This is a genomic window from Cellulosimicrobium cellulans (genome assembly GCF_042723955.1).
In the GTDB taxonomy this organism is placed as follows: domain Bacteria; phylum Actinomycetota; class Actinomycetes; order Actinomycetales; family Cellulomonadaceae; genus Cellulosimicrobium; species Cellulosimicrobium cellulans_H.
In genome coordinates this window covers 79,534-103,904 of record NZ_JBHXIC010000005.1, presented here as the reverse complement: position 1 = coordinate 103,904, position 24,371 = coordinate 79,534, and the positions used below count along the sequence as shown (strand labels likewise).

Here is a 24,371-nt window from a genome sequence, read left to right as displayed (position 1 = left end):
GGACCGGGCCGACCGCGCACCCGGCCCCGGGCGCGCGACGACCGGCGTCGTGCCGCACCATCGGGTGGGACGACGGCGGAGCAGGACCACCCCGCCCCACCGGGCCAGGACGAAGGACAGGTGTCGACAGTGACGGCAGGCGAGCAGACCACGCCCCGCGAGGGGACCGAGCACCGGCGGGTGCTTCTCAAGCTGTCGGGCGAGACGTTCGGCGGCGGGCAGATCGGTCTGGCGCCCGACGTCGTCCAGCGCGTCGCCCGGGAGATCGCGGACGCGGTCGCGCAGGGTGTGCAGGTCGCCATCGTCGTCGGCGGCGGGAACTTCTTCCGCGGCGCCGAGCTCTCGCAGCGCGGTCTGGACCGCGCGCGTGCCGACTACATGGGCATGCTCGGCACCGTGATGAACTGCCTCGCCCTCCAGGACTTCCTCGAGCAGGCGGGGGTGAAGACGCGCGTGCAGACCGCCATCACCATGGGTCAGGTCGCCGAGCCCTACATCCCGCTGCGGGCGATCCGCCACCTCGAGAAGGGCCGGGTCGTCATCTTCGGCGCCGGGGCCGGCATGCCCTACTTCTCCACCGACACGGTCTCCGTGCAGCGCGCCCTCGAGACGCACTGCCAGGAGGTCCTCATGGGCAAGAACGGCGTGGACGGCGTCTACACGGCCGACCCGCGCAAGGACCCCTCGGCGACGAAGCTCGACCACCTCACGTACACCGACGCGCTCGTCAACGACCTCGGGGTCATGGACGCGACGGCGCTGAGCCTGTGCCGCGACAACGACGTGCGGATGCGCGTCTTCGGCATGGGCGAGCCGGGGAACGTCACGCGTGCCCTGGTCGGCGAGAATATTGGCACACTGGTCACGACCGACTGACATCGGTGCGCCGACGCCGGTGAACCCGGCCGCGACCGCACGGACCGACCCACGACGAACGACGAAGGAGCACTGGTGATCGACGAGACCCTCCTCGAGGCCGAGGAGAAGATGGACAAGGCCGTCGAGGTGGCCAAGGAGGACTTCGCCGCGATCCGCACGGGCCGTGCGAACGCCGCGATGTTCAACAAGATCACGGTCGACTACTACGGCGCGCCGACGCCGTTGCAGCAGCTCGCGTCGTTCACGGTGACCGAGGCGCGCACGATCCTCGTCTCCCCGTTCGACAAGAGCTCGATCACGGCGGTCGAGAAGTCGCTGCGCGACTCCGACCTCGGCGTGAACCCGTCCAACGACGGCAACGTCATCCGCGTGGTGCTGCCCGCCCTCACGGAGGAGCGTCGCCGTGACTTCGTGAAGCTCGCGAAGTCGAAGGCCGAGGACTCGCGCGTCTCGATCCGCAACGTGCGTCGTCGCGCCAAGGAGGAGCTGGACCGCATCGCGCGCGACGGCGAGGCCGGCGAGGACGAGGTCGGGCGCGCCGAGAAGGAGCTCGAGTCCCTCACCAAGGCCCACGTGGAGCAGGTCGACGTGCTGCTCGCGGGCAAGGAGAGCGAGCTGCTCGAGGTGTGAGCACCTCCTCCGGCGAGCTCCTCCACGCACCGATGACCGACTCCTCCTCGACGGCCGCCGGCGACAGCACCTCCGCGGCGCGCGCGCCCAAGGCGGGCCGCAACCTTCCCGTGGCGATCGCGGTGGGCCTCGGCCTGCTCGCGCTCGTCGCGGCGAGCCTTGCCTTCCGGCCCGAGTTCTTCGTGCTGCTCGCGACCGTGGCGGTCGGCGCCGCGCTGTGGGAGCTCGCCCAGGCGTTCAAGCGCCGCGAGCTGCACCTGCCGCTCCTCCCGCTCCTCGTGGGCACGGTGGGCATCCTCGTGTCCTCGTTCTACTCGGGCCCGGAGGCGCTGCTCGTCTCCTTCATGCTCACGGTCGCGGGCGCCGTCGTGTGGCGGGTCATCGACGGGTCGGGGACCGCGGCGGTGCGCGACGCCGCGGCGGCGACGTTCGCGGCGGCGTACCTGCCGTTCATGGCGGGGTTCGTCATGCTCATGCTCGCGGCGCCCGACGGGCGCGTGCGGGTCCTGATCTTCATCCTGCTCGCCGTCGCGAACGACGTCGGCGGGTACGTCGCGGGCGTCCTGTTCGGGCGCCACCCGCTGGCTCCCTCGGTGAGCCCCAAGAAGTCCTGGGAAGGGCTGGCGGGATCGTTCGTGCTCGCGACCGCGGTCGGCGTGGTCGGGGCCGTTGTCGGCCTCGGGGCGAGCCCGCTCCTGGGCGTCGCGCTGGGCGTCCTCGCCCCTCTCACCGCCACGATCGGCGACCTCGCCGAGTCGATGATCAAGCGCGACCTAGAATTGAAGGACATGGGGTCGCTCCTGCCCGGTCACGGAGGCATCCTCGACCGGCTCGACTCCATGCTCCTCACCGCCCCGTTCGTGTACGTGCTCCTCGCGCTCGCCGTCTGACAGCCGTCCGACTGCTCGCTCGCACCACGGTGCGACCCGTCCGCACGACCCCCCACGCTTGGACCTCCTCATGACCGTCCGTTCCGTCCGCCCCTCCGCGGAGTCGAAGCCGCTCCCGCTCGTCATGACCGCGCCCCGGCGCGGCAAGCCGCCGCGCCACTTCGCCGACCTCGCGCCCGAGGAGGTGCGCGACGTCGTCGTCGAGCTGGGGGAGAAGCCGTTCCGGGCCAAGCAGCTCGCGACGCACTACTACGCGCACCTCACGCGCGACCCCGAGGCGATGACCGACCTGCCGAAGGCGACGCGCGACGTGCTCACGGACGCGCTCTTCCCGCCGCTGCTCACCGCGGCGCGGCGCATGGAGGCCGACGGCGGGACGACCGTCAAGACGTTGTGGCACCTCTTCGACGGCGCCAAGGTCGAGTCGGTGCTCATGCGCTACCCGCAGCGTTCGACGCTGTGCGTGTCGAGCCAGGCGGGGTGCGGCATGGCGTGCCCGTTCTGCGCGACCGGTCAGCTCGGGCTCACGCGCAACCTGTCCGTCGCGGAGATCGTCGAGCAGGTGCGCTCCGCCGCCCGATCGCTCGCGGACGGCGAGATCCCCGGCGGGGCCACCCGGCTCAACAACCTCGTGTTCATGGGCATGGGCGAGCCGCTCGCCAACTACAAGGCCGTCATGGGGACGGTGCGTCGTCTCGTCGCGCCGGCCCCCGACGGGCTCGGCATGTCGGCGCGCAACATCACGGTGTCGACCGTCGGTCTCGTCCCCGCGATGCGCAAGCTTGCCGACGAGGGCATCCCGGTGACGCTCGCGCTGTCGCTCCACGCCCCCGACGACGACCTGCGCAGCGAGCTCGTGCCGATCAACACGCGGTGGAGCGTCGACGAGACGCTCGACGCGGCGCGGCACTACTTCGAGGTCACGGGTCGGCGCGTGAGCATCGAGTACGCGCTCATCAAGGACATGAACGACCACGCGTGGCGCGCCGACCTGCTCGGCGAGAAGCTCAACGCGCGCGGCCGCGGCTGGGTGCACGTCAACCCGATCCCGCTCAACCCCACCCCGGGCTCGATCTGGACGGCCAGCGACCCTGCCGTCGAGGCGGAGTTCGTGGCACGATTGCGCGGGCACGGCATCCCGACGACGATCCGTGACACCCGCGGCAGCGACATCGACGGCGCCTGCGGGCAGCTCGCTGCAGAGGAGGACGAGTGAGTTCGCTGTTCACCACGGTCGGCAAGACCCGGAACGGGTACGACCCCGAGGAGGTCGACGACTTCTTCGAGCATGCCCGTGACGTGTACGAGGGCCGGGTGCCGGAGCGCCTGACGAGCACCGAGATCCAGGCGTCGGTCTTCGACCTGGTCCGCGGTGGCTACAACACGCACGAGGTGGACGCCGCGCTGGACCGCCTCGAGGGCGCGTTCATCGCGCGTCAGCGCGCGGAGTACGTCGCCGCGCACGGCCAGCAGGCCTGGATGAACGCGCTCGCGGAGCGTGCTCGGTCGCTCTACGGCCGTCTGGGCCGCCCGGACGGCGAGAAGTTCGCGCTGGCGGAGCGTGGCAAGCCCGCCTACGACGTCGACGACGTGGACGACCTGTGCGACCGGCTCGTCGCGTACTTCGACCGGCAGGTGCCGATCACGGCGGCGGAGATCCGCTCCGCGACGTTCGGCCGTGCGCGCGGTCGCGACGGCTACGCGGAGGGCCCGGTCGACGCGTTCTTCGCCCGCGCGATCGAGGTCCTGCTCGGCGTCGAGTGATCACGCCCCGCTCGTCCTCGCGCGCGTGAGCCTCGACCCCCGGACGTCGGCGAACCCGCTGGTCGGGCGTGCGACGTCGTGGCTGGAGGCGGTCAACGGCCGTCATCCCTGGAACCACAACGAGCACTTCCACGGCTGGGTCGTGCGCCGGGTGCCGCGCGGAGCCGGGGTCGTGCTCGACGTGGGCTGCGGGGCCGGCGTGCTGCTCGGCCGGCTGCGCCGGCGCGTCGCGGAGGTCCATGGCATCGACGCCGACGCCGGCATGGTCGCCCAAGCCGTCGTACGCCACGTCGCAGATCCTGCCGTGACCGTGCGGCGGCTGACGTTCGACGACGTCCGCTCGCCCGCCGACGTCCGCTCGCCCGCCGACGTCCGCTCGCCCGCCGACGTCCGCTCGCCCGCCGAGTCCGGTCGTCCACCGGGACGCCCGGGGGGCCTCGACACGCCCGCACGCGAGGGCTACGACGCGGTGACGATGGTTGCGGTGCTGCACCACCTGGACCTCGACGAGGCCCTCCGGCACGCCCGGGATCTCCTCGCCCCGGGTGGCCGGCTGCTCGTCGTCGGCCTCGCGCGCACGGCGTCGGCACGCGACCTCGCCGTCGACGGAGCGTCCGCGTTGCTCAACCCGCTCGTGGGCCTCGTGAAGCACCCCCGCCGAGCCCGGCCCGGCGACCCCGGGCCGGACGCTCCGGGCATGCCCGTGCGGGACCCGGGGCACTCGGTCGACGAGGTCGCGCGCGCGGCCCGGGTGCTCCTGCCCGGCGCGCGCGTCCGCCGTCGGCTCTTCTTCCGGTACGCGCTCGAGTGGACCGCCCCGCGCCGACCGGGCCACGACCGGTTCGGTGCCCGTGCACCGTCCGCGGCCTGGGAGGATGGGAGCCATGCCTGACAGTCCCGCCCACACCTCCCGCACCGTGACGATCCTCGGCTCGACCGGGTCGATCGGCACGCAGGCGATCGACGTCGTCCGGACCCACCCGGACCGGTTCCGCGTCGAGGCGCTCTCGGCGGGCGGCGGCGACGTCGACCTGCTCGCGCGCCAGGCCGCAGATCTCGGGGTGCGCGCGGTCGGGGTCGCGGACGAGAGCCGGGCGGCGGCGCTCGAGGCAGCGCTGGCGAGGGCCGTGTCCGGCGGGGGGGACGTCCCCGACGTGCTCGCCGGGCCCGACGCCGCGGTCGAGCTCGCCGGCCGGGGGAGCGACGTCGTCCTCAACGGCGTCACCGGCTCGGTCGGGCTCGGGCCGACGCTCGCCGCGCTGCGCGCGGGGTCCACGCTCGCGCTCGCGAACAAGGAGTCGCTCGTCGCCGGGGGCGCCCTGGTGCGCGCGGCGCAGCAGCACGCCGACCAGATCGTGCCCGTCGACTCGGAGCACTCGGCCATCGCCCAGTGCCTGCGCTCCGGGACGCGCGCCGAGGTGCGGCGACTGGTCCTCACCGCCTCGGGCGGGCCGTTCCGCGGCTGGGAGGCCGACGCGGTCAAGGCCGCGACGGTCGAGCAGGCGCTCGCGCACCCCACCTGGGCCATGGGGCCGGTCGTGACCGTGAACTCCGCGAGCCTCATGAACAAGGGCCTCGAGCTCATCGAGGCGCACCTGCTGTTCGACGTCCCCGCCGACGACATCACCGTCGTCGTGCACCCGCAGTCCGTGGTGCACTCGATGGTCGAGTTCGTCGACGGCTCGACGATCGCGCAGGCGTCACCGCCCGACATGCGCCTGCCGATCGCGCTCGGTCTGTCCTGGCCCGACCGGCTCGACCCGGTGACCCCGCCGTGCGACTGGACGACGGCGAGGTCGTGGACGTTCGAGCCGCTCGACGACGCCGCGTTCCCCGCGGTCAGCCTCGCGCGCGCCGCCGTCGCGGCGAGCGCGACCCACCCGGCGGTCTACAACGCCGCCAACGAGGAGGCCGTCGCCGCGTTCCTCAGCGGACGCGCAGGTTTCGGTGACATCGTGACGACGGTCGAGCGCGTGCTCGCGGCGCACGACGGAACCCCTGCGGACGCCGTGACGTTGGACGACGTGGCGGAGGCCGAGAGCTGGGCGCGCGCCCGCGCGCACGAGATCCTGGACCGACGGTGACCAGCAACCGCCCGGGCGCGTCGAGCGCCCAGGACGAGAAGGAGCAGAGGGAACGATGGCGACGCTGATCGGCATCCTCGTGATCGTGGTCGGGATCGTCGTCTCGATCGCGCTGCACGAGGTCGGGCACATGGTGCCCGCGAAGAGGTTCGGCGTCCGCGTGAGCCAGTACATGGTCGGGTTCGGTCCGACCTTGTGGTCGCGCACCAAGGGCGAGACCGAGTACGGGTTCAAGGCGATCCCGCTCGGCGGCTACGTCCGGCTCGTCGGCATGTACCCGCCCGCGCCCGCCGGTGCGCGTCCGCGCGGCAACGGCTTCTTCTCGCAGGTCGTCGCCGACGCGCGCGACGCGAGCACCGAGGAGATCCGCCCCGGCGAGGAGCACCGGGCCTTCTACAACCTCTCGGCGCCCAAGAAGGTCGTCGTCATGCTCGGCGGCCCCTTCATGAACCTCCTCATCGCGTTCGTGCTCATGGCGATCGTGTGCGTCGGCATCGGCCTGCCTGCCGTCACGACGACCGTGGGCTCCCTCTCCGCCTGCGTCCCGTCGGTCGTCGCGACCGAGCAGGAGGACTGCGCCGCCACCGCGGACCCGTCGCCCGCGGCCGCCGCGGGCCTGGAGCCGGGCGACACGGTCGTGTCGTTCGACGGCGAGGAGGTCACCTCCTGGGACCAGCTCTCCGGCATGATCCGCGGCTCGGCCGGGCAGGCGACGCCCGTCGTCGTCGAGCGCGACGGCGAGCAGGTCGACCTCACCATCACCCCGGTCGACGTCGAGCGTCAGGTCGTCGCCGAGGACGGGACGCCCGTCGTGGACGACTCCGGAGACCCGGTGACCGAGCCTGCCGGGTTCGTCGGCTTCACCCCGACGGTCGAGCGGGAGCCCGCCGGGATCGGGGTCGCCGCCGAGGCGACGTGGCAGCAGGTGTCCGGCACCGCGGGGATCATCGTCACCCTGCCCGTCAAGGTCTACGAGGCCGCGCAGGCCGCGTTCACCGACGCGCCGCGCGGTCAGGACTCCGTCATGAGCGTCGTCGGGGTCGGTCGGGTCGCCGTGGACGTCGCCGGGGCCGAGAGCCCGGTCCTCGACCGCGTCGTCACGATGCTCCTGCTGCTCGCGGCGCTCAACGTCGCGCTGTTCGTCTTCAACCTCATCCCGCTCCTGCCGCTCGACGGCGGGCACGTCGTCAACGCGCTCTACGAGGGGGCCAAGCGCACCGTCGCCCGCGTCCGTGGCCGTCCGCGCCCCGGTCCGGCCGACCTCGCCCGGATGATGCCCGTCGCGTACGTCATGTTCGTCGTCCTCGTCGGCGTCGGTGCCCTGCTGATCCTCGCCGACATCATCGACCCCGTCCGCCTCACGTAGTCCCGGTCGCACGCCCGTCCTCCTCTTGGACCAGCGTGCGCGGCTCTCGCCCGGCGACTGAGCGCGCCGAGAAGTGGCCTTCCGCCCCAGAAGCGGTCGGATCCGGGGCGAAAGCTCACTTCTCGGCGGTGATCCGGTGTCTGACGGGCGGGACGCGGCCGGCTTGCGTCGTCGCGAAGGGGAAGAGGCCGGGGGCGTGGAGGGGCCGCGAAGATGTGCTGGACCGAGCGGGAAGGTGACGTCCCGGACAGGTCCGACGTGCGGCGTCGGACGGCCGACGGGGGATACTAGGGGCGTGAGCGTACCCATCAGTCTCGGAATGCCTGCCGCCCCGCCGCCGGTCCTCGCGCCGCGACGCAAGAGCCGCAAGATCAAGGTCGGCAAGGTGGACGTCGGCGGCGACGCGCCGATCAGCGTCCAGTCGATGACGACGACGCCGACCACGGACATCAACGCGACGCTCCAGCAGATCGCGGAGCTCACGGCGTCGGGCTGCGACATCGTGCGCGTCGCGGTGCCGAGCGCGGACGACGCGCTGGCGCTGCCGGCGATCGCCAAGAAGTCGCAGATCCCGGTCATCGCGGACATCCACTTCCAGCCCAAGTACGTGTTCGCCGCGATCGACGCGGGCTGCGCCGCGGTGCGCGTGAACCCGGGCAACATCCGCAAGTTCGACGACCAGGTCAAGGAGATCGCGAAGGCGGCGTCCGACGCGGGCGTGTCCCTGCGCATCGGCGTGAACGCCGGCTCGCTCGACCCGCGCCTGCTCGCGAAGTACGGCAAGGCGACGCCCGAGGCGCTGGTCGAGTCGGCCGTGTGGGAGGCGTCGCTCTTCGAGGAGCACGGCTTCCACGACTTCAAGATCTCCGTGAAGCACAACGACCCCGTCGTCATGGTGCGGGCGTACGAGCTGCTCGCCGAGGCCGGGGACTGGCCGCTGCACCTCGGCGTGACCGAGGCCGGACCGGCGTTCCAGGGCACGATCAAGTCGGCGACGGCGTTCGGCGCGCTGCTGAGCAAGGGCATCGGTGACACGATCCGCGTCTCGCTGTCGGCGCCGCCCGTCGAGGAGGTCAAGGTCGGCAACCAGATCCTCCAGGCGCTCAACCTGCGCCCGCGCAAGCTCGAGATCGTGTCGTGCCCCTCGTGCGGTCGTGCCCAGGTGGACGTGTACACGCTCGCGGAGAAGGTCACCGCCGGTCTCGAGGGCATGGAGGTGCCGCTGCGCGTCGCGGTCATGGGCTGCGTCGTCAACGGCCCGGGCGAGGCGCGCGAGGCGGACCTCGGCGTCGCGTCGGGCAACGGCAAGGGCCAGATCTTCGTCAAGGGCGAGGTCGTCAAGACGGTGCCGGAGTCGCTGATCGTGGAGACGCTCATCGAGGAGGCGCTGCGCATCGCGGAGACCATGACGCCGGAGAACGACGCGCAGGCCGGCCCGCCGGTCGTCACGGTCGGCTGACGCCCTCGTGAGCCGCTGGCGCCCGTCCGTCCCGGCCCTGCGGCCTCGGGCGCGGGGCGAGGCTGGCGACGGCGGACGGCCTCGGGCGCGCGTGCTCGTCGACGCGGACGTCCCGGACGCGCTGGCGGTGTGCGCGGGCGACCCGGTCGCGTCGACGCTCGCGGCCGCGCGGCTCGCGGTCGCGCAGCACGCGGGCCTGCACGCGGCGGGCGGCCAGGCGTGGGGGTTCCCGGCCGTCGGCCCGCTCGAGGCGGTGTGCTGGGCGGGGGCGAACCTCGTCCCGGTGGTGCCCGCGACGCTCGACGCGTCGCGCGCGCGGGCGGCGGTCACGGCGTTCGCCGAGCTCGCGCGGCACGCGGGACGACGGTCGTCGTCGGTCGTGGGCGAGCGCGACGCGGTCCTCGCGCTGTGGGAGCTGCTCGCACCGCACTGGCCGTCGCCGCGCGAGATCCGGGCGAACCAGCCGTCGCTCGCGATCGACCGCGAGCCCGACGTCGCGTCTGATCCCGGGGTCCGGCGCTCCGTCCCGGCCGAGGTGCCCGTCGTCCTGCCGGCGTGCGTGCGCATGTTCACCGAGGAGGTGGGCTACTCCCCGGTCGAGGGAGGGGGGCGGGCGTACGAGGAACGCGTGCGGTCGCTCGTGCTCGCCGGCCGGTCGTTCGTCCGGCTCGCGGGAGGCGACGGCGCGCCGCACGTCGTGTTCAAGGCCGAGCTCGGGGCCGTGACGCCGCTCGTCGCGCAGGTCCAGGGCGTGTGGGTCGACCCGCGGTACCGCGGACAGGGCCTGGCTGCGCCGGGGATGGCCGCCGTCGTGCACCTCGCCCGCCAGGGCACCCCGGCCGAGGCCGCGCGCCGCGTCGCCCCGCCGGTCGTCTCGCTGTACGTCAACGACTACAACACCCGCGCGCTCGCGACGTACCGTCGCGTCGGGTTCGAGCAGGTCGGTACCTACGCCACGGTGCTCTTCTGAGGGCTCGCGACCGGCGCGCTACTTGAGCAGGCGCGACATCCGGCGGTCGGCGAGCACCTGCCCGCCCGTCTGGCACGTCGCGCAGTACTGCAGGCTGCGATCGGCGAAGCTCACCTCGCGCACCGTGTCCCCGCACACGGGGCAGGGCAGCCCGGTGCGCCCGTGGACGCGCATCCCCGCGCGCTTGGCGTCCTTGAGCTCGGCGGCCGGCTTGCCCGACGACGCCGCCACGGCCTCGGCGAGCACCTCCCCGACGGCGGCGTGCACCCGCGCGACCTCGTCCGGCGTGAACGAGCGCGTGAGCTTGAACGGGCTCGTCCGCGCCGCGTGCAGGATGTCGTCGGAGTAGGCGTTCCCGATCCCGGCGATCGACGACTGGTCGCGCAGGAGGCCCTTGACCTGCTGGTTGCGCGCCGCCATGAGCTCCCCGAGGGCCTCGGGCGTGAAGCCGGGGTCGAGCGGCTCGATCCCGAGCGTCTCGATCGCGCGGACCTCCTCGGGGTGCCGGACGACGTGCACCGCGAGCCGCTTGCGCGTCCCCGCCTCCGTGAGGTCGAAGCCCGAGCCGTCGTCCAGGCGTACGCGCAGCGCGAGCACCGCCGCCTTCCCGCCGCCGCTGCCGCCGAGGCGGGGACGGACGGGCGTCGTCGGCGCCTTCTCGGACCAGCGCAGCCACCCGGCTCGGGCGAGGTGGAAGACGAGGTGGACCTCGTCGTCCGGCCCCGGCGCGGGCGGGCCGTCCACGGGCTGCGCCAGGACGAGGTCGAGCCACTTGCCGTGCCGTCGGGCGCCGGCCACGACACGGCCGACCAGCGCGTCGACGGGCGGGTCGAACGTCTTGAGCGCGGCGATCTGGGCGACGTCGGCGGCGACGACGGTGCGGCCGGTCGCGCGGTCGTCGAGGAACCGGACCAGGGCCTCGACCTCGGGCAGCTCGGGCATGGGGACATCCTCCCCGCCGGTAGGGTGGGCCGCATGTCTTCCGTCACGTCCGGCGCGCCCGCCGCGGCCTCCACCCGCGTCCGGGGCGCCGACCTCCTGCGCCTGTCCACCCTCTTCGTCCGGACGCTGCGCGAGGACCCGGCCGACGCCGAGGTCGCGAGCCACAAGCTCCTCGTGCGGGCGGGCTACATCCGCCGTGCCGCCCCCGGCATCTACACCTGGCTCCCGCTCGGCCTGCGCGTGCTGCGCAAGGTCGAGGACGTGGTCCGCGAGGAGATGGCGGCCGCGGGCGCGCAGGAGGTGCACTTCCCGGCGCTGCTGCCCAAGGAGCCGTACGAGGCGACGGGCCGCTGGACGGAGTACGGGCCCAACATCTTCCGGCTCAAGGACCGCAAGGAGGGTGACTACCTCCTCGCGCCGACGCACGAGGAGATGTTCACGCTCCTCGTCAAGGACCTGTACTCGTCGTACAAGGACCTGCCGCTGACGATCTACCAGATCCAGACCAAGTACCGCGACGAGGCGCGTCCGCGTGCGGGTCTCATCCGCGGGCGCGAGTTCGTCATGAAGGACGCCTACTCGTTCGACACCACGGACGAGGGCCTCGAGCGCTCGTACGAGGCGCAGCGCGCGGCGTACCGGCGCATCTTCGACCGGCTCGGGCTCGAGTACGTCATCGTGGCCGCGACCTCGGGCGCGATGGGCGGCTCCCGCTCCGAGGAGTTCCTCACCCCCACGCCGATCGGCGAGGACACGTTCGTGCGCTCGCCCGGCGGCTACGCGGCGAACGTCGAGGCGGTCGTCACGCCCGTCCCGGAGGACGTCGACTACGCCGACGCGCCCGCGGCGCACGTCGAGGACACCCCGGACACCCCGACGATCGACTCGCTCGTCGCCCTGTCCAACGCGCGCTTCCCGCGTCCGGACCGCGCGTGGACGGCGGCGGACACGCTGAAGAACGTCGTGCTCGCCCTCACGCACCCCGACGGCCGCCGCGAGGTCGTCGTCGTCGGGCTGCCCGGCGACCGCGAGGTCGACCTCAAGCGCGTCGGCGCGGCGTTCGAGCCGGCCGAGGTCGAGCCGGCGACGGACGCGGACTTCGCCGCGCACCCCGAGCTCGTCAAGGGCTACATCGGCCCGCAGGCGCTCGGCCCGAACGTCCGCCGCGACGCGCCCGCGGACGTCGCCGAGGGCGAGGTGCCCGAGCGGCACTCCGTGCGCTACCTGCTCGACCCGCGCGTCGTCGCGGGGACGCGCTGGATCACCGGGGCGAACGAGCCGGGCCGGCACGTGTTCGACCTCGTCGCCGAGCGGGACTTCGCCGCCGACGGCACGGTCGAGGCCGCCGAGGTGCGCGCAGGCGACCTCGCGCCCGACGGCTCGGGCCCGCTCGAGCTGGCCCGCGGCATCGAGATCGGCCACATCTTCGCGCTCGGCCGCAAGTACGCCCAGGCGCTCGGCCTCACCGTGCTCGACGAGAACGGCAAGCAGGTCGTCGTCACCATGGGGTCGTACGGCATCGGCGTGACGCGCGTGCTCGCGGCGCTCGCGGAGGCCAACCACGACGAGGCCGGGCTCGCGTGGCCCGCGCACGTCGCCCCCGCGCACGTGCACGTCGTCGCGACGGGCAAGGACGCGAGCGTGTTCGACGAGGCCGAGCGCCTCGCGACCGAGCTCGCGGCCCGGGGCGTCGAGGTGGTCTACGACGACCGCCCCAAGGTCTCTCCCGGCGTGAAGTTCAAGGACGCCGAGCTCCTCGGGGTCCCGCTGCTCCTCGTCGTGGGCCGCGGACTGGCCGACGGCGTCGTCGAGGTCCGCCCGCGTGCGGGCGAGGCGGTGCAGGTCCCCGCCGCGGACGCCGTCGAGCACGTCGCGACGCAGGTGGCCGAGCTCCTCGGCTGACACGCCGCGGTGCCGGAGGCGCCCCCGGTCCGGGTCCACGGGCCGGGGGCGCCTCGTCGTCGTGGTCTCCGGAGGGAGAGGGGCGGTCGCGCGCGGGCCGGAGCAGGGGCCGCGGGCCGAGCTCGTCCGGCAGGGGACCGGGGCGGCTCAGCCGGCCGACTGCTCGGGGAGGCCGGGGAAGGCGACAGGGGCCTCGCCCCACGCGACCGCGCTCGCCCACGAGTCGACGAGGAGGGCGACCGCTTCCGCCCGGGACGTGGGCGCGGCGGTGGCGACCAGGCTCGCGTACGTCTGCGCGAGGCTCGACTCGACCTGGCGCGCGAGGGCGGCGACGTCCGCGTCGTCCGGCAGCACGTAGGCGACGCGACGGGGGTCCTGGGCGGTGCCGTCCGTCCCGGCAGCGAGCGCCCAGGCCTGGCCGCGGGCCCGATGCTCCGCCGCGCGCGCGACCGCCGCGGTCCGCGCGTCGTCCTCGGACTGCGCCGCGCGCACCTCGTACGCGTACCCCGCGGCGTCCTCCGTCTCGACGAGCGTCGCGAGGTCCGCGGCGCCGATCCCGGCCGGAGCCTCCTCGACGGGCGGGGCCGTCGTCACGAGCGCGTCCGCGGCGGTCGACCCGGTGAGCGCGGCGAGGCGCTGCGCGGACACGTGCTCCGAGGCGGCGACGGACGCGAGGAGGCGCGCGAGCCCGGCGTCCGTGGACGCGTCGGCGGAGGCACCCGTGCGCTGCGCGGCCTCGACGAGCGCGACGACGATGTCGTCCGTCGTGACGGTGCTGTCGCCCGGTGCGTCCGTCGCGCCCCCGTCCGTCGCGCCGTCGCCCGTGCCGCCCGACGTGTCGTCCGCCGGCTCGTCGCCGGCACCGTCCGGCGGGGCGGACGACGTGGGATCGTCGTCGGGGAGGTCGAGGTCGTCCAGGCCGGAGTCGTAGACCCCGCCGAGGGCGTCCGCGTGCCGTTCGGCGAACGCGGCAGCCTCCTCGAGCGCTGCGAGCGTCGCCGGGTCGGTCACTCCCGGCGTGACGTCCGCCACGAGGTCGGCGACCGCGAGGGCGTCGTCCACCGCGCCGGCGCGCAGCACCTCGACGGCGTCGGGCGAGGGTGCGGTGGGGGGCGGTGTCTCCAGCCGGACGCCGCACCCGGCCGCCAGGACGCCGGTCGCGAGCACCGTCACGGCCGCGAGCAGCCGCCCGCCGGGCCGTGGCGTCCGGCGCGGGCGGGGTCGGGTCGCGGCGGGCACCGCGGTCGCGTGGGGACTCATCGGGGGCGATGATGTCACGTCCGGGCCCCGTGAGTCGTTAGGCTGGTCCCCGGTCGAACGTCCCGACGAGCGGATCGTCGGGAGATCCCGAGACAACAACACACCGGTCGTCTTCCGTACCCGGCGTGGGACACGGACAGGAGCTGAGTCATGGCAGGGCAGACGGGCGGTCAGCCCGGCAAGGCACCCGGAGGCGACGCGGCCACGCACGCGCTCCGCGAGAGCGTGCGCGAGGCCATCGAGCCGGTGGTCGTGGACGCGGGTCTCCACCTCGAGGACGTCACGGTGTCGCGCGCCGGCGCCCGGTCCGTGGTGCGCGTCGTGCTCGACCTCCCCGACGACGTCGAGGGGAACCTCGACCTCGACACGGTGGCAGAGGCGACGCGCCCGATCTCCACGGCGCTCGACGCGGTGGACCCGCTCCACGGTGCGTACACGCTCGAGGTCTCGACGCCCGGCACCGACCGCCCGCTCACCGAGCCCCGCCACTTCCGGCGCGCCCGCGGTCGTCTGGTGCGCCTCCAGCTCGCCGACGGCGGCACGCTCGAGGGGCGCCTGCGGGCCGGGTCCGAGGTCGACCCCGACCTCGTCCTGGACGTGCCCGGCGCCCGTGGTGCCGTGACGGAGCGCGTCGTGCCCCTGGCCGACGTGGTCCGCGGGCAGGTGCAGGTGGAGCTCAAGCGCGCCCTCGAGGCGGACCTGCCGGAGCTCGACGAGACCGACGGCTCGACCGACGACACGACCGCCCGCGACGAGGAGGCCTGACGATGGACGTGGACATGAGCGCGCTGCGCCTGCTGGAGCGCGAGAGGGACATCAGCCTCGACGTCCTGGTCGCCGCGATCGAGCAGGCCCTGCTCTCGGCGTACCACCGCACCCCGGACGCGTACACGCGCGCCCGGGTCGAGCTCGACCGCAAGACCGGGCACGTCACGGTGTGGGCGCGCGAGGAGCTGCCGGCTCCGGAGACCGACGACGAGGACGCCCCGCGCGGCCCGGTCGAGCACGGTCCGGAGTTCGACCACACGCCCGCCGACTTCGGCCGGATCGCGACGTCGACCGCGCGTCAGGTCATCGTCCAGCGTCTGCGCGACGCCGAGGACGACCAGATCCTCGGCACGTTCCGCGGCAAGGAGGGTGAGGTCCTCGCGGGCGTCATCCAGCAGGGGCGCGACCCGCGCGTCGTCCTGGTCGACGTCGGCGGCACGGAGGCGGTCCTCCCGCCGCACGAGCAGGTCCCGACGGAGGAGTACGTGCACGGCGAGCGCCTGCGCGCGTACGTGCTCGAGGTCGCCCGGGGAATGAAGGGCGCGCAGATCACGTTGAGCCGCACGCACCCGAACCTGGTCCGCAAGCTCTTCGAGCTCGAGGTCCCGGAGGTCGCCGACGGCTCGGTGGAGATCACGGCCATCGCGCGCGAGGCGGGGCACCGCACCAAGGTCGCCGTCCGCTCGCGCGTGCCGGGTCTGGGTGCCAAGGGTGCGTGCATCGGTCCGATGGGCTCGCGCGTGCGCGCCGTCATGGCCGAGCTGCACGGTGAGAAGATCGACATCGTCGACCACAGCGACGACCCGGCGCAGTTCGTCGCGAACGCGCTGTCGCCCGCTCGTGTGTCGTCCGTCACGGTCGTCGACGAGGTGGCCCGCGCCGCGCGCGTCGTCGTCCCGGACTTCCAGCTGTCGCTCGCGATCGGCAAGGAAGGCCAGAACGCCCGCCTGGCGGCGAAGCTCACGGGGTGGCGCATCGACATCCGCTCGGACGAGGGCGGCGCCCCCGCGGAGGGGCCCGATCGCGACACCGCCCCAGGTCCCCGCGCCGGAGACCGGTAGTCGCCGCGAGTGGGACGGTCACGGATGACGGGACGGCGCGGTAGACTGTCATCGACCGGGCCGCGCGCCCGCACCTCGACCATGCCCCCGGACTCCACGACCCGCCCCGTCGACACGGGATCGGGTCCTGTCCGTACGTGCGTCGGATGCCGGGAGCGCGACCTGCGGTCAGTACTCCTCCGTCTGGTCCTCGACCGGTCCGGTGCGAGCGCCGACGAGCCCCGGCTCGTGGTGGACGCCGGGCGGTCGCTGCCGGGTCGTGGTGCGTGGCTCCACGCGTCGACCCGGTGCCTCGAGACGGCGGAACGCCGGCGGGCGGTCCCGCGGGCCCTGCACGTCGCCGGGCCCCTCGACCTCGCCGCGGTCCGTACCGTCGTCGAGGCGCCGCCGGGAGAGCACGTCTGAGCCATGCGTCACGGTCCCTGCCAGGGGCCGCACTGCACGACACGTCGACAAGGAAGCGGGTTAGAAGCCGATGGGCACCCGATGAGTACCCAGCGATGAGCACCCAGCACTAACGACGGTCCTCCCTGTCCGGGGCGGACCGAGACAGGAGAGTTGTGGCAAAGGTCCGCGTCTACGAGCTCGCGAAGGAGCTCGGGGTGGAGAGCAAGACCATCATGACCAAGCTGACGGAGCTCGGTGAGTTCGTCCGCTCGGCATCCTCGACCATCGAGCCACCGGTGGTCCGTAAGCTGCGCGACGCCTTCCCCGCCGGGGGCGGCGGCGCGAGCAAGCCCGCGGCGGCACCCGCCCCCGCGCGTCCGGCGGCGCCCAAGCCGGCCCCGAAGCCCGAGGTGAAGGCCGCTCCGGCCGCACCCCAGGCGGAGGCGCCCGCGCCCCAGCCGGCGGCACCCGCCCCGGCGAAGGCCGAGCCCGCGAAGGGGCCCCAGGCTCCGGCACCCGCCGCGCCGGCACCGAAGGCACCGGCGCCCCAGGCTCCCGCGGCCGAGCGCCCCGCGCCGGCCCAGAAGCCCACCGCCACGCCCAAGCCGGGTGGCGGCACCAACGCGCCTGCTCCCCGTCCGGGTGGCTCGGGCGCTCGTCCCGGCGCCCCGCGCCCGGGCAACAACCCGTTCGCCACCAGCCAGGGCATGCCCCGGCAGGGTGGCGGACCGCGTCCGGGAGCCCCGCGCCCGGGCAACAACCCGTTCGCGCCGAGCCAGGGCATGCCCCGGCCCGGCTCTCGTCCCGAGCGCACCGAGGGTGCCGCGGCGGCGTCCGGCGAGCGTCCGGGCGGCCCCCGCCCGGGTGGCCCCCGTCCCGCTCCGCGCCCCGGCGGCCCGCGCCCGAACCCGGGCATGATGCCCGGTCGCACCTCGATCGGTCGCCCCGGTGAGCGTCCGGCTCCCGGTGGTCGTCCCGGTGGTGGCGGCGGCGGTCGTGGCGGTGGTGGCGGCTTCGCCGGTCGCCCCGGCGGCGGTGGCGCTCCCGGTGGTGGCGGCGGCTTCGCCGGTCGCCCCGGTGGCGGCGGCCGTGGTGGTGCGGGTCGTGGTTCCACGCAGGGTGCCTTCGGGCGCGCCGGCGGACGTCCGGTCCGTGGACGGAAGTCGAAGCGCGCGAAGCGCCAGGAGTTCGAGCAGATGCAGGCGCCGTCGCTCGGCGGCGTGCAGGTCCCCCGCGGCAACGGCAAGACCGTCGTCCGGCTGCGTCACGGCTCGTCGCTCAACGACTTCGCCGACAAGATCGACGCGAACCCCGCGAGCCTCGTCACGGTGCTGTTCCACCTCGGTGAGATGGCGACCGCGACCCAGTCGCTCGACGAGGACACGTTCGGCACGCTCGCGGCCGAGCTCGGCTACGTCATCGAGATGGTCTCGGCCGAGGAGGAGGACCGCGAGCTGCTCGGGTCCTTCGACATCGACCTGGACGCGGAGCTCGAGGCCGAGGGCGACGACGAGCTCATGGCCCGTCCGCCGGTCGTCACCGTCATGGGTCACGTCGACCACGGAAAGACCAAGCTCCTCGACGCGATCCGCCAGACGGACGTCGTCGCGGGCGAGGCCGGTGGCATCACCCAGCACATCGGTGCGTACCAGGTGCGTCACGAGCACGAGGGCAACGACCGCGCGATCACGTTCATCGACACCCCGGGTCACGAGGCGTTCACCGCCATGCGTGCCCGCGGTGCGCAGGTGACGGACATCGCGATCCTCGTCGTGGCCGCGGACGACGGCGTGATGCCGCAGACCATCGAGGCGCTGAACCACGCCCAGGCGGCGAACGTGCCGATCGTCGTCGCGGTGAACAAGGTGGACAAGGAGGGGGCCAACCCCGCCAAGATCCGCCAGCAGCTCACCGAGTACAACCTGGTGGCCGAGGAGTACGGCGGCGACACCATGTTCGTCGACGTGTCGGCCAAGCAGAACATGGGCATCGACGACCTCCTCGAGGCCGTCCTGCTCACGGCCGACGCCTCGCTCGACCTGCGCGCGAACCCGGACAAGGACGCGCGCGGTGTCGCCATCGAGGCGAACCTCGACAAGGGCCGCGGCGCCGTCGCGACCGTCCTGGTCCAGTCCGGCACGCTGCGCGTCGGTGACGCGATCGTCGCCGGCACGGCCCACGGCCGCGTCCGCGCGATGTTCGACGAGCACGGCAACGCCGTGACCGAGGCGGGCCCCGCCCGTCCGGTCCTCGTGCTGGGTCTCGCATCGGTGCCGAGCGCGGGCGACACGTTCCTCGTGGCGCCCGACGAGCGCACGGCACGCCAGATCGCCGAGAAGCGCGAGGCCGCCGAGCGCGCCGCCCTCCTGGCCAAGCGCCGCAAGCGCATCAGCCTCGAGGACTTCACGCAGGCGCTTCAGCAGGGCAAGGTCGAGACCCTCAACCTCGTCCTCAAGGGCGACGTGTCGGGTGCCGTCGAGGCGCTCGAGGACGCGCTGCTCAAGATCGACGTGGGCGACGAGGTCGAGCTGCGCGTCATCCACCGCGGTGTCGGTGCGATCACGCAGAACGACGTCAACCTCGCGACGGTCGACAACGCGATCATCATCGGCTTCAACGTGAAGTACGGCGAGCGCGTCGAGGACCTGGCCGAGCGCGAGGGTGTCGACGTCCGCTTCTACTCGATCATCTACCAGGCGATCGAGGACGTGGAGGCCGCGCTCAAGGGCATGCTCAAGCCGGAGTACGAGGAGGCCCAGCTGGGCACGGCGGAGATCCGCGAGATCTTCCGCTCCTCGAAGTTCGGCAACATCGCCGGTTCGATCGTCCGCTCGGGCGAGATCCGCCGCAACGCCAAGGCGCGCGTCCTGCGTGACGGCAAGGTCGTGGGGGACAACCTCACGGTCGAGTCGCTCAAGCGGTTCAAGGACGACGCCACGGAGGTCCGCGAGGGCTTCGAGTGCGGTATCGGACTGGGCTCGTTCAACGACCTCCAGGTCGGCGACACGATCGAGACGTTCGAGATGCGGGAGAAGCCGCGTTCCTGACGCTCGTCACGCCCGGCCGACGGGGTCCGTCCGGCGTACGGTCGTCGGGACCGTAGCCGGAACGCTCGGCACGAAAGGAAGAAGCCATGGTCGATCACCCTCGGGCGAGGAAGCTCGCCGACCGCATCAAGGAGATCGTCGCGCAGATGCTCGACACGCGGATCAAGGACCCGCGCCTCGGGTTCGTCACGGTGACGGACGTGCGCGTCACCGGTGACCTGCAGAACGCGTCCGTGTTCTACACCGTGTACGGCACCGACGAGGAGCGAGCCGGGACGGCCGCGGCGCTGGAGAGCGCGAAGGGCCTCATCCGGTCCGAGGTCGGCAAGCAGACGGGGATCCGCCTGACGCCGACGATCGAGTTCCACCTCGACTCCGTCCCCGAGACGGCGGCGCACCTCGACGCCGCGCTCGTCGAGGCGCGCCGTCGCGACGCCGAGCTCGCGGCCCTGCGGGAGGGCAAGGCCTTCGCCGGCGACGCGGACCCGTACCGCACGGCCGAGGAGGAGGGGGAGTCGGCCGAGCGCTGACCTCCCACCCCGGCCCTCGGTCGTCCCCACGGGCGGACCGGGCGACGGCCGGTCCTCGCCCGGCGGGCGTGGTCAGCGGCCCGTGCCCCGGGGGAGGAAGAGCGCGGCCGCGGTGGCAACCGCGAGCACGGCGGCGCCGACGGCGAGGGCCGGTACCAGCCCGGTCGCGAAGGCGGCCGGCGTCAGCGCCCCGCCCGCGGCGAGGAAGACGGCCGTCAGCACCGCGACCCCGAGCGCGACGCCGATCTCCCGCAGCGTCGCGTTGACGCTGCTCGCCGTCGCGTGGTCGGCGTCCGCGACCCCGGCGAGCACCGCGGTCGCGACGGGCGCGAAGGTGAGGCCCATGCCGACGCCGGCGAGCACGAACGCCGGCACGAGCGCGCCGTAGACGGTCGGGTCCGCGTCCACGAGGTAGGCCATCCAGCCGAGCGCGACGGTCTGGAGGGCGAGGCCGGTGATGACGAGAGGGCGCACGCCGACCCGGGACGCGAGCGCACCGGCGAGGGGCGCGACGACCATGGGCGCGGCCGTCCACGGCAGGGTCCGGACGCCCGCCTCGAGGGGGGAGTAGCCCTGGCCGACCTGGAGGAACTGCGTGAGCAGGAAGACCGCGCCGAACATCCCGACGGCGAACGCGAGGCTCACGACGTTGGCCGCGCTGAAGCTCCGCGAGCGGAACAGGCGCAGGGGGACGAGCGGGTGCGCGGTGCGGGCCTCCCGGACGACGAAGAGCACGAGCAGGGCAGTCGCCGCGGAGAGGGTCGCGGTCGTCGCCGCGGACCCCCACCCGCGGCGCTCGGCGTCGACGATGCCCCACACGGCCAGCAGGACGCCGCCGCCCGCGAGGAGCAGCCCCGGCACGTCGAACGGCTGTCGGCGCCCGAACGACTCGCGCAGCGCCGCGAGGACGAGCGGCACGGCGACGACGGCGACCGGGACGTTGAGCCAGAAGATCGCCTGCCAGCTCAGGCCCTCGACGACGGCACCGCCGACGAGCGGACCGAGCGCGATGCCGAGGCCGGAGACGCCGCCCCACACGCCGATCGCGAGCGCGCGCCGCGCGGCCGGGACGGCGCCGACGAGCAGCGTGAGCGAGAGCGGGAAGATCGCCGCGGCTCCGGCGCCCTGGACGGCGCGGGCCGCGACGAGCGCGCCGGGGGTGTCCGCGAGGGCGGCGGCCGCCGACGCGAGCGTGAAGAGCGCGATCCCGCCGACGAACACCCGGCGGCGACCGAGGCGGTCGCCGAGCGCGGCCGCGGGCAGCATGAGCGTCGCGAACGCGAGCGTGTACGCGTTGACGAACCACTGGAGCTGCTCGACGGTCGGGCGGAGCGCCTCCGAGATCACGGGAAGCGCGCCGGTGACGACGAGGTTGTCGAGCGTCGCCATGAACATGGGCAGCGACGCGGCGACGAGCGCGAGGGCGACCGGGCGCGCACGCCGTGCCGGGGGCTCCGGGGAGGGGTGGGGCGCCTGTGCGGTGGGCGGGCGGCGCTCCGGCGCGTCCGCGACGGCCGTGCGCGCGGGGCGCACGCCGTCGGGCAGGTCGTCGGGCAGGTCGTCGGGCAGGTCGTCGGGCAGGTCGTCGGGCAGGTCGTCGGTCGACGCGGTGGCCGACGGTTCGGTCGAGGGGAGTGTCATGGTCGTGCCTCCGAGGCGGGAGTAAGCATTGATTGATTACTACCTAGATGACGCTAGTAATCGACTGATAACCTGTCAACCATGAGTTCCGACGCACCGGCCCGGCGCATGACGCGCGACGAGCGCCGCGAGCAGATCCTCGACGCCGCCACCGCGGTGTTCGCCGCGGGCGGCTACGCGGGCACCAGCACGGACCAGGTCGCGCGGGCCGCGAACGTGTCCCAGCCCTACGTGGTGCGGCTCTTCGGGACCAAGGAGGAGCTGTTCCGCGAGGTGTTCGACCGCGTCGCGAGCGAGATCGTCGCGCGGTTCGAGGCCGTCCCGCCCGGCCCGGACGCCAAGGCCGCGATGGGCGAGGCGTACACGCGGCTCATCGCCGACCCGGACCAGCTCCGCGTCCTCATGCACGGGTTCGTGCTCGGCGCCGACCCGGTGCTCGGCACCCGGGCGCGCGCGGTGCTGGCGCAGGCGTTCGACCTCTACCGCACGCGCGCCGGGGCGAGCGACGAGGAGGCGCGCGACTTCGTGGCGCGCGGGATGCTGCTCAACACGCTGTTCGCCGTCGAGGCCCCGTCGCACGCCGACGACGACCCGGCGCTCGCGGTGCTCGTCCGGTGCACGGTCGACCCGTCGGACGCCCCGGTCCGGGCGTCGACGGGGGCGGCCCGATGACCGCGGCACGCACCGAGCGTCCGCGCGACCAGGCTCCGCGGCGGCCGACGGCTCCCGACGGTCTGGTCGTCGTCGACAAGCCGGGCGGCTGGACGAGCCACGACGTGGTCGGTCGCGGACGCCGGCTCGCGGGCACGCGCAAGGTCGGGCACGCCGGCACGCTCGACCCCATGGCGACGGGCGTGCTCGTGCTCGGGGTCGGCCGGGCGACGAAGCTCCTCACCTACGTCGTCGGCGCGGACAAGGACTACGACGCGACGATCCGGCTCGGCGCCGCCACCACGACCGACGACGCCGAGGGCGAGGTCGTCGCGTCCGCGGACGCGTCCGGCGTCGGGCGCGCCGACCTCGACCGCGCGATCGCCGACCTCACGGGAGGGATCCTCCAGGTGCCGAGCACGGTGAGCGCGATCAAGGTCGACGGGAAGCGCGCCTACGCCCGTGCCCGCGCGGGCGAGGACGTCGCGCTCGCGGCGCGCCCCGTCGTCGTCTCGCGGTTCGAGGTCCTCGACGTGCGCCCGGTGGGGCCGGGGGAGACGCCCGACGGCGCGCCCCCTGCCCTGGACGTGGACGTCGCCGTGACCGTGTCGTCGGGCACGTACGTGCGCGCGCTCGCGCGCGACCTCGGCGCGGCGCTCGGCGTCGGCGGCCACCTCACGGCTCTGCGGCGCACGCGCGTCGGCGGGTACGGGCTCGACGTCGCCTCGACGCTCGAGGAGCTCGAGGCGCAGGCCGACCGCGACGGCGTCCTCGCGACGCTGCCGCTCGCCGAGGCCGCGCGCGCGACGTTCCCCGTGCGCGAGCTCACGGCGCAGGAGGCCACGGCGCTGTCGTACGGGCAGTGGATCCCCGGGACCGGTTCGCCCGGGACCACGGCGGCGATCTCCCCGGACGGCGAGCTCGTCGCCCTCGTCGAGGACACGCGCCGCGGCGGCGCCGACCTCGCGAAGCCGGTGCTCGTCCTGGCGCCCGCCTGACGCCCTCGGTTCGGTGTCGGGGCCGGGGCGTGGCAGTCTTGTCCAGCGGCGCCGACGACTCCCTGCCGGCGCGCCCGACCCACCCCCTCACCGGAGGAGTTCTCGCGTGCACCTGTGGACGGAGCTGAGCCAGGTTCCCCCGGGTTTCGGCCCGTCGGTCGTGACGATCGGCAACTTCGACGGCGTCCACCGTGGCCACGCCCAGGTGCTCGGACGGATCGTCGACCTCGCCCGCTCGCGCGACGCGCGGGCGGTCGCCGTGACGTTCCACCCGCACCCGGCGGTCGTGCACCGTCCCGAGAGCGCACCGGAGCTCATCACGGGCATCGCCGACCGCGTCGAGCTGCTCGCGGCGACGGGCCTGGACGCTGTCCTCCTCGTGGAGTACACGCTCGAGTTCGCGCGCCAGACCCCGGAGGAGTTCGTGCGCACGTACCTCGTCGACGGGCTCCGGGTCGGGACCGTCGTCGTGGGGCACGACGTGCGCTTCGGGCGCGACAACGCCGGGACGATCGAGACCATGGTCGAGCTCGGGTCGCGGTTCGGCTTCGAGGTCGTGGCGATCGACGACGTCGGGCAGCACCAGGGCGTGCCCGTCACGGACGAGACCGCACCGGGCGACTCCCAGGTGCGCTGGTCCTCCACGGGCGTGCGGGCGCTGCTCGCGGCGGGCGACGTGCGCGAGGCGGCCCGCATCCTCGGCCGGTCGCACCGCGTGCGGGGCACGGTCGTGCACGGCGACGCCCGGGGCCGTGAGCTCGGCTTCCCGACGGCGAACCTCGGCGCCATCAGCGGCATGGTCCCGGCCGACGGCGTGTACGCGGGCTGGCTGGAGCGGCCGCAGCTCGCGGGCGCCGACCCCGAGCACGCCGACGTCCGGCTCCCGGCCGCGATCTCGATCGGCACCAACCCGACGTTCGACGGCGTCGAGCGGCGCGTCGAGGCGTACGTCCTCGACCGTGCCGACCTCGACCTGTACGACGAGGACGTGGTCCTCGAGCTGGTCGAGCGCCTGCGCCCGACGTTGCGCTTCGACGGCATCGAGCCGCTCGTCGCCCAGATGCACGACGACGTCGCCCGCGCCCGCGCGATCCTCGCCGGCGCGGACGGGGAGCCGGTCGCGACGACCACGGGGTCCTGAC

22 protein-coding genes are annotated in these 24,371 nt (G+C 74.0%); 19 read left to right on the top strand and 3 right to left on the bottom strand.

What is annotated here, in order from left to right:
• Positions 1-120: 120 nt before the first annotated feature.
• From pyrH to ACFWH7_RS02910, 10 genes are all read left to right on the top strand, one after another.
• Complete coding sequence (gene pyrH / locus ACFWH7_RS02955; protein ID WP_047232658.1) at positions 121-876, top strand: UMP kinase; 756 nt, start codon at positions 121-123, stop codon at positions 874-876.
• Between the two features lie 75 nt (positions 877-951).
• Complete coding sequence (gene frr, locus ACFWH7_RS02950; protein WP_378214932.1) at positions 952-1,509, top strand: ribosome recycling factor; 558 nt, start codon at positions 952-954, stop codon at positions 1,507-1,509.
• A 32-nt stretch (positions 1,510-1,541) separates the two neighbouring features.
• The gene (locus ACFWH7_RS02945) at positions 1,542-2,399 is read left to right on the top strand and encodes a phosphatidate cytidylyltransferase (RefSeq protein WP_378214937.1); all 858 of its coding nucleotides are present in this window, start codon (positions 1,542-1,544) and stop codon (positions 2,397-2,399) included.
• Positions 2,400-2,523: 124 nt separating this feature from the next.
• On the top strand, positions 2,524-3,615 hold the full coding sequence (gene rlmN, locus ACFWH7_RS02940; protein ID WP_047232700.1) for a dual-specificity RNA methyltransferase RlmN: 1,092 nt from the start codon (positions 2,524-2,526) through the stop codon (positions 3,613-3,615).
• Positions 3,612-4,163: a DivIVA domain-containing protein gene (locus ACFWH7_RS02935; protein WP_378214931.1), complete on the top strand. Its 552-nt coding sequence runs from the start codon at positions 3,612-3,614 to the stop codon at positions 4,161-4,163. The genes rlmN and ACFWH7_RS02935 overlap by 4 nt, the downstream gene beginning before the upstream one ends.
• A 25-nt stretch (positions 4,164-4,188) precedes the next feature.
• Positions 4,189-5,055, top strand: coding sequence for a class I SAM-dependent methyltransferase (locus ACFWH7_RS02930; protein WP_378214930.1), 867 nt, complete (start codon positions 4,189-4,191; stop codon positions 5,053-5,055).
• Positions 5,048-6,247, top strand: a complete 1,200-nt coding sequence (gene dxr / locus ACFWH7_RS02925) for a 1-deoxy-D-xylulose-5-phosphate reductoisomerase (protein WP_378214929.1) — start codon at positions 5,048-5,050, stop codon at positions 6,245-6,247. Before ACFWH7_RS02930 ends, dxr begins: the two co-directional genes overlap by 8 nt.
• Positions 6,248-6,302: 55 nt before the next feature.
• Complete coding sequence (locus ACFWH7_RS02920; RefSeq protein WP_378214928.1) at positions 6,303-7,613, top strand: M50 family metallopeptidase; 1,311 nt, start codon at positions 6,303-6,305, stop codon at positions 7,611-7,613.
• 319 nt (positions 7,614-7,932) lie between these two features.
• Positions 7,933-9,072, top strand: coding sequence for a flavodoxin-dependent (E)-4-hydroxy-3-methylbut-2-enyl-diphosphate synthase (ispG, locus tag ACFWH7_RS02915; RefSeq protein WP_021482273.1), 1,140 nt, complete (start codon positions 7,933-7,935; stop codon positions 9,070-9,072).
• Between the two features lie 7 nt (positions 9,073-9,079).
• Positions 9,080-10,042, top strand: a complete 963-nt coding sequence (locus ACFWH7_RS02910; protein ID WP_378214927.1) for a GNAT family N-acetyltransferase — start codon at positions 9,080-9,082, stop codon at positions 10,040-10,042.
• 18 nt (positions 10,043-10,060) lie between these two features.
• On the opposite strand, the gene ACFWH7_RS02905 is transcribed toward ACFWH7_RS02910, so the two are convergent.
• Positions 10,061-10,984: an Fpg/Nei family DNA glycosylase gene (locus tag ACFWH7_RS02905; RefSeq protein ID WP_378214926.1), complete on the bottom strand. Its 924-nt coding sequence runs from the start codon at positions 10,982-10,984 to the stop codon at positions 10,061-10,063.
• A gap of 33 nt (positions 10,985-11,017) precedes the next feature.
• Between ACFWH7_RS02905 and ACFWH7_RS02900 the strand changes: the two genes are divergently transcribed.
• The gene (locus tag ACFWH7_RS02900; protein ID WP_378214925.1) at positions 11,018-12,886 is read left to right on the top strand and encodes a proline--tRNA ligase; all 1,869 of its coding nucleotides are present in this window, start codon (positions 11,018-11,020) and stop codon (positions 12,884-12,886) included.
• A gap of 147 nt (positions 12,887-13,033) precedes the next feature.
• Here the strand turns inward: ACFWH7_RS02900 and ACFWH7_RS02895 are convergent, their stop codons facing one another.
• Positions 13,034-14,146, bottom strand: coding sequence for a DUF4439 domain-containing protein (locus ACFWH7_RS02895; RefSeq protein WP_378214924.1), 1,113 nt, complete (start codon positions 14,144-14,146; stop codon positions 13,034-13,036).
• Between the two features lie 150 nt (positions 14,147-14,296).
• Here ACFWH7_RS02895 and rimP point away from each other — a divergent pair, with 150 nt between their 5' ends.
• From rimP to rbfA, 5 genes are all read left to right on the top strand, one after another.
• On the top strand, positions 14,297-14,911 hold the full coding sequence (rimP, locus tag ACFWH7_RS02890; RefSeq protein WP_378214923.1) for a ribosome maturation factor RimP: 615 nt from the start codon (positions 14,297-14,299) through the stop codon (positions 14,909-14,911).
• Positions 14,912-14,913: 2 nt separating this feature from the next.
• Complete coding sequence (nusA, locus tag ACFWH7_RS02885; RefSeq protein WP_378214921.1) at positions 14,914-15,975, top strand: transcription termination factor NusA; 1,062 nt, start codon at positions 14,914-14,916, stop codon at positions 15,973-15,975.
• A gap of 24 nt (positions 15,976-15,999) precedes the next feature.
• Complete coding sequence (locus tag ACFWH7_RS02880) at positions 16,000-16,380, top strand: YlxR family protein (RefSeq protein WP_378214920.1); 381 nt, start codon at positions 16,000-16,002, stop codon at positions 16,378-16,380.
• A gap of 155 nt (positions 16,381-16,535) precedes the next feature.
• Complete coding sequence (gene infB, locus ACFWH7_RS02875) at positions 16,536-19,409, top strand: translation initiation factor IF-2 (protein WP_378214919.1); 2,874 nt, start codon at positions 16,536-16,538, stop codon at positions 19,407-19,409.
• Positions 19,410-19,495: 86 nt separating this feature from the next.
• The gene (gene rbfA / locus ACFWH7_RS02870; protein WP_047232669.1) at positions 19,496-19,939 is read left to right on the top strand and encodes a 30S ribosome-binding factor RbfA; all 444 of its coding nucleotides are present in this window, start codon (positions 19,496-19,498) and stop codon (positions 19,937-19,939) included.
• A gap of 72 nt (positions 19,940-20,011) precedes the next feature.
• Here the strand turns inward: rbfA and ACFWH7_RS02865 are convergent, their stop codons facing one another.
• Positions 20,012-21,580 (bottom strand): MFS transporter, encoded by a 1,569-nt coding sequence (locus ACFWH7_RS02865; RefSeq protein WP_378214918.1) that lies wholly within the window; start codon positions 21,578-21,580, stop codon positions 20,012-20,014.
• An 81-nt stretch (positions 21,581-21,661) separates the two neighbouring features.
• On the opposite strand from ACFWH7_RS02865, the gene ACFWH7_RS02860 reads away from it, so the two are divergent.
• The 3 genes from ACFWH7_RS02860 (at position 21,662) to ACFWH7_RS02850 (ending at position 24,370) form a co-directional block, all read left to right on the top strand.
• Complete coding sequence (locus tag ACFWH7_RS02860; protein ID WP_378214917.1) at positions 21,662-22,252, top strand: TetR/AcrR family transcriptional regulator; 591 nt, start codon at positions 21,662-21,664, stop codon at positions 22,250-22,252.
• A complete protein-coding gene (truB, locus tag ACFWH7_RS02855) occupies positions 22,249-23,229 on the top strand; it encodes a tRNA pseudouridine(55) synthase TruB (RefSeq protein WP_378214916.1) in 981 nt (326 codons plus the stop codon). The genes ACFWH7_RS02860 and truB overlap by 4 nt, the downstream gene beginning before the upstream one ends.
• Positions 23,230-23,335: 106 nt before the next feature.
• A complete protein-coding gene (locus ACFWH7_RS02850) occupies positions 23,336-24,370 on the top strand; it encodes a bifunctional riboflavin kinase/FAD synthetase (RefSeq protein ID WP_378214915.1) in 1,035 nt (344 codons plus the stop codon).
• Position 24,371: the final 1 nt, after the last annotated feature.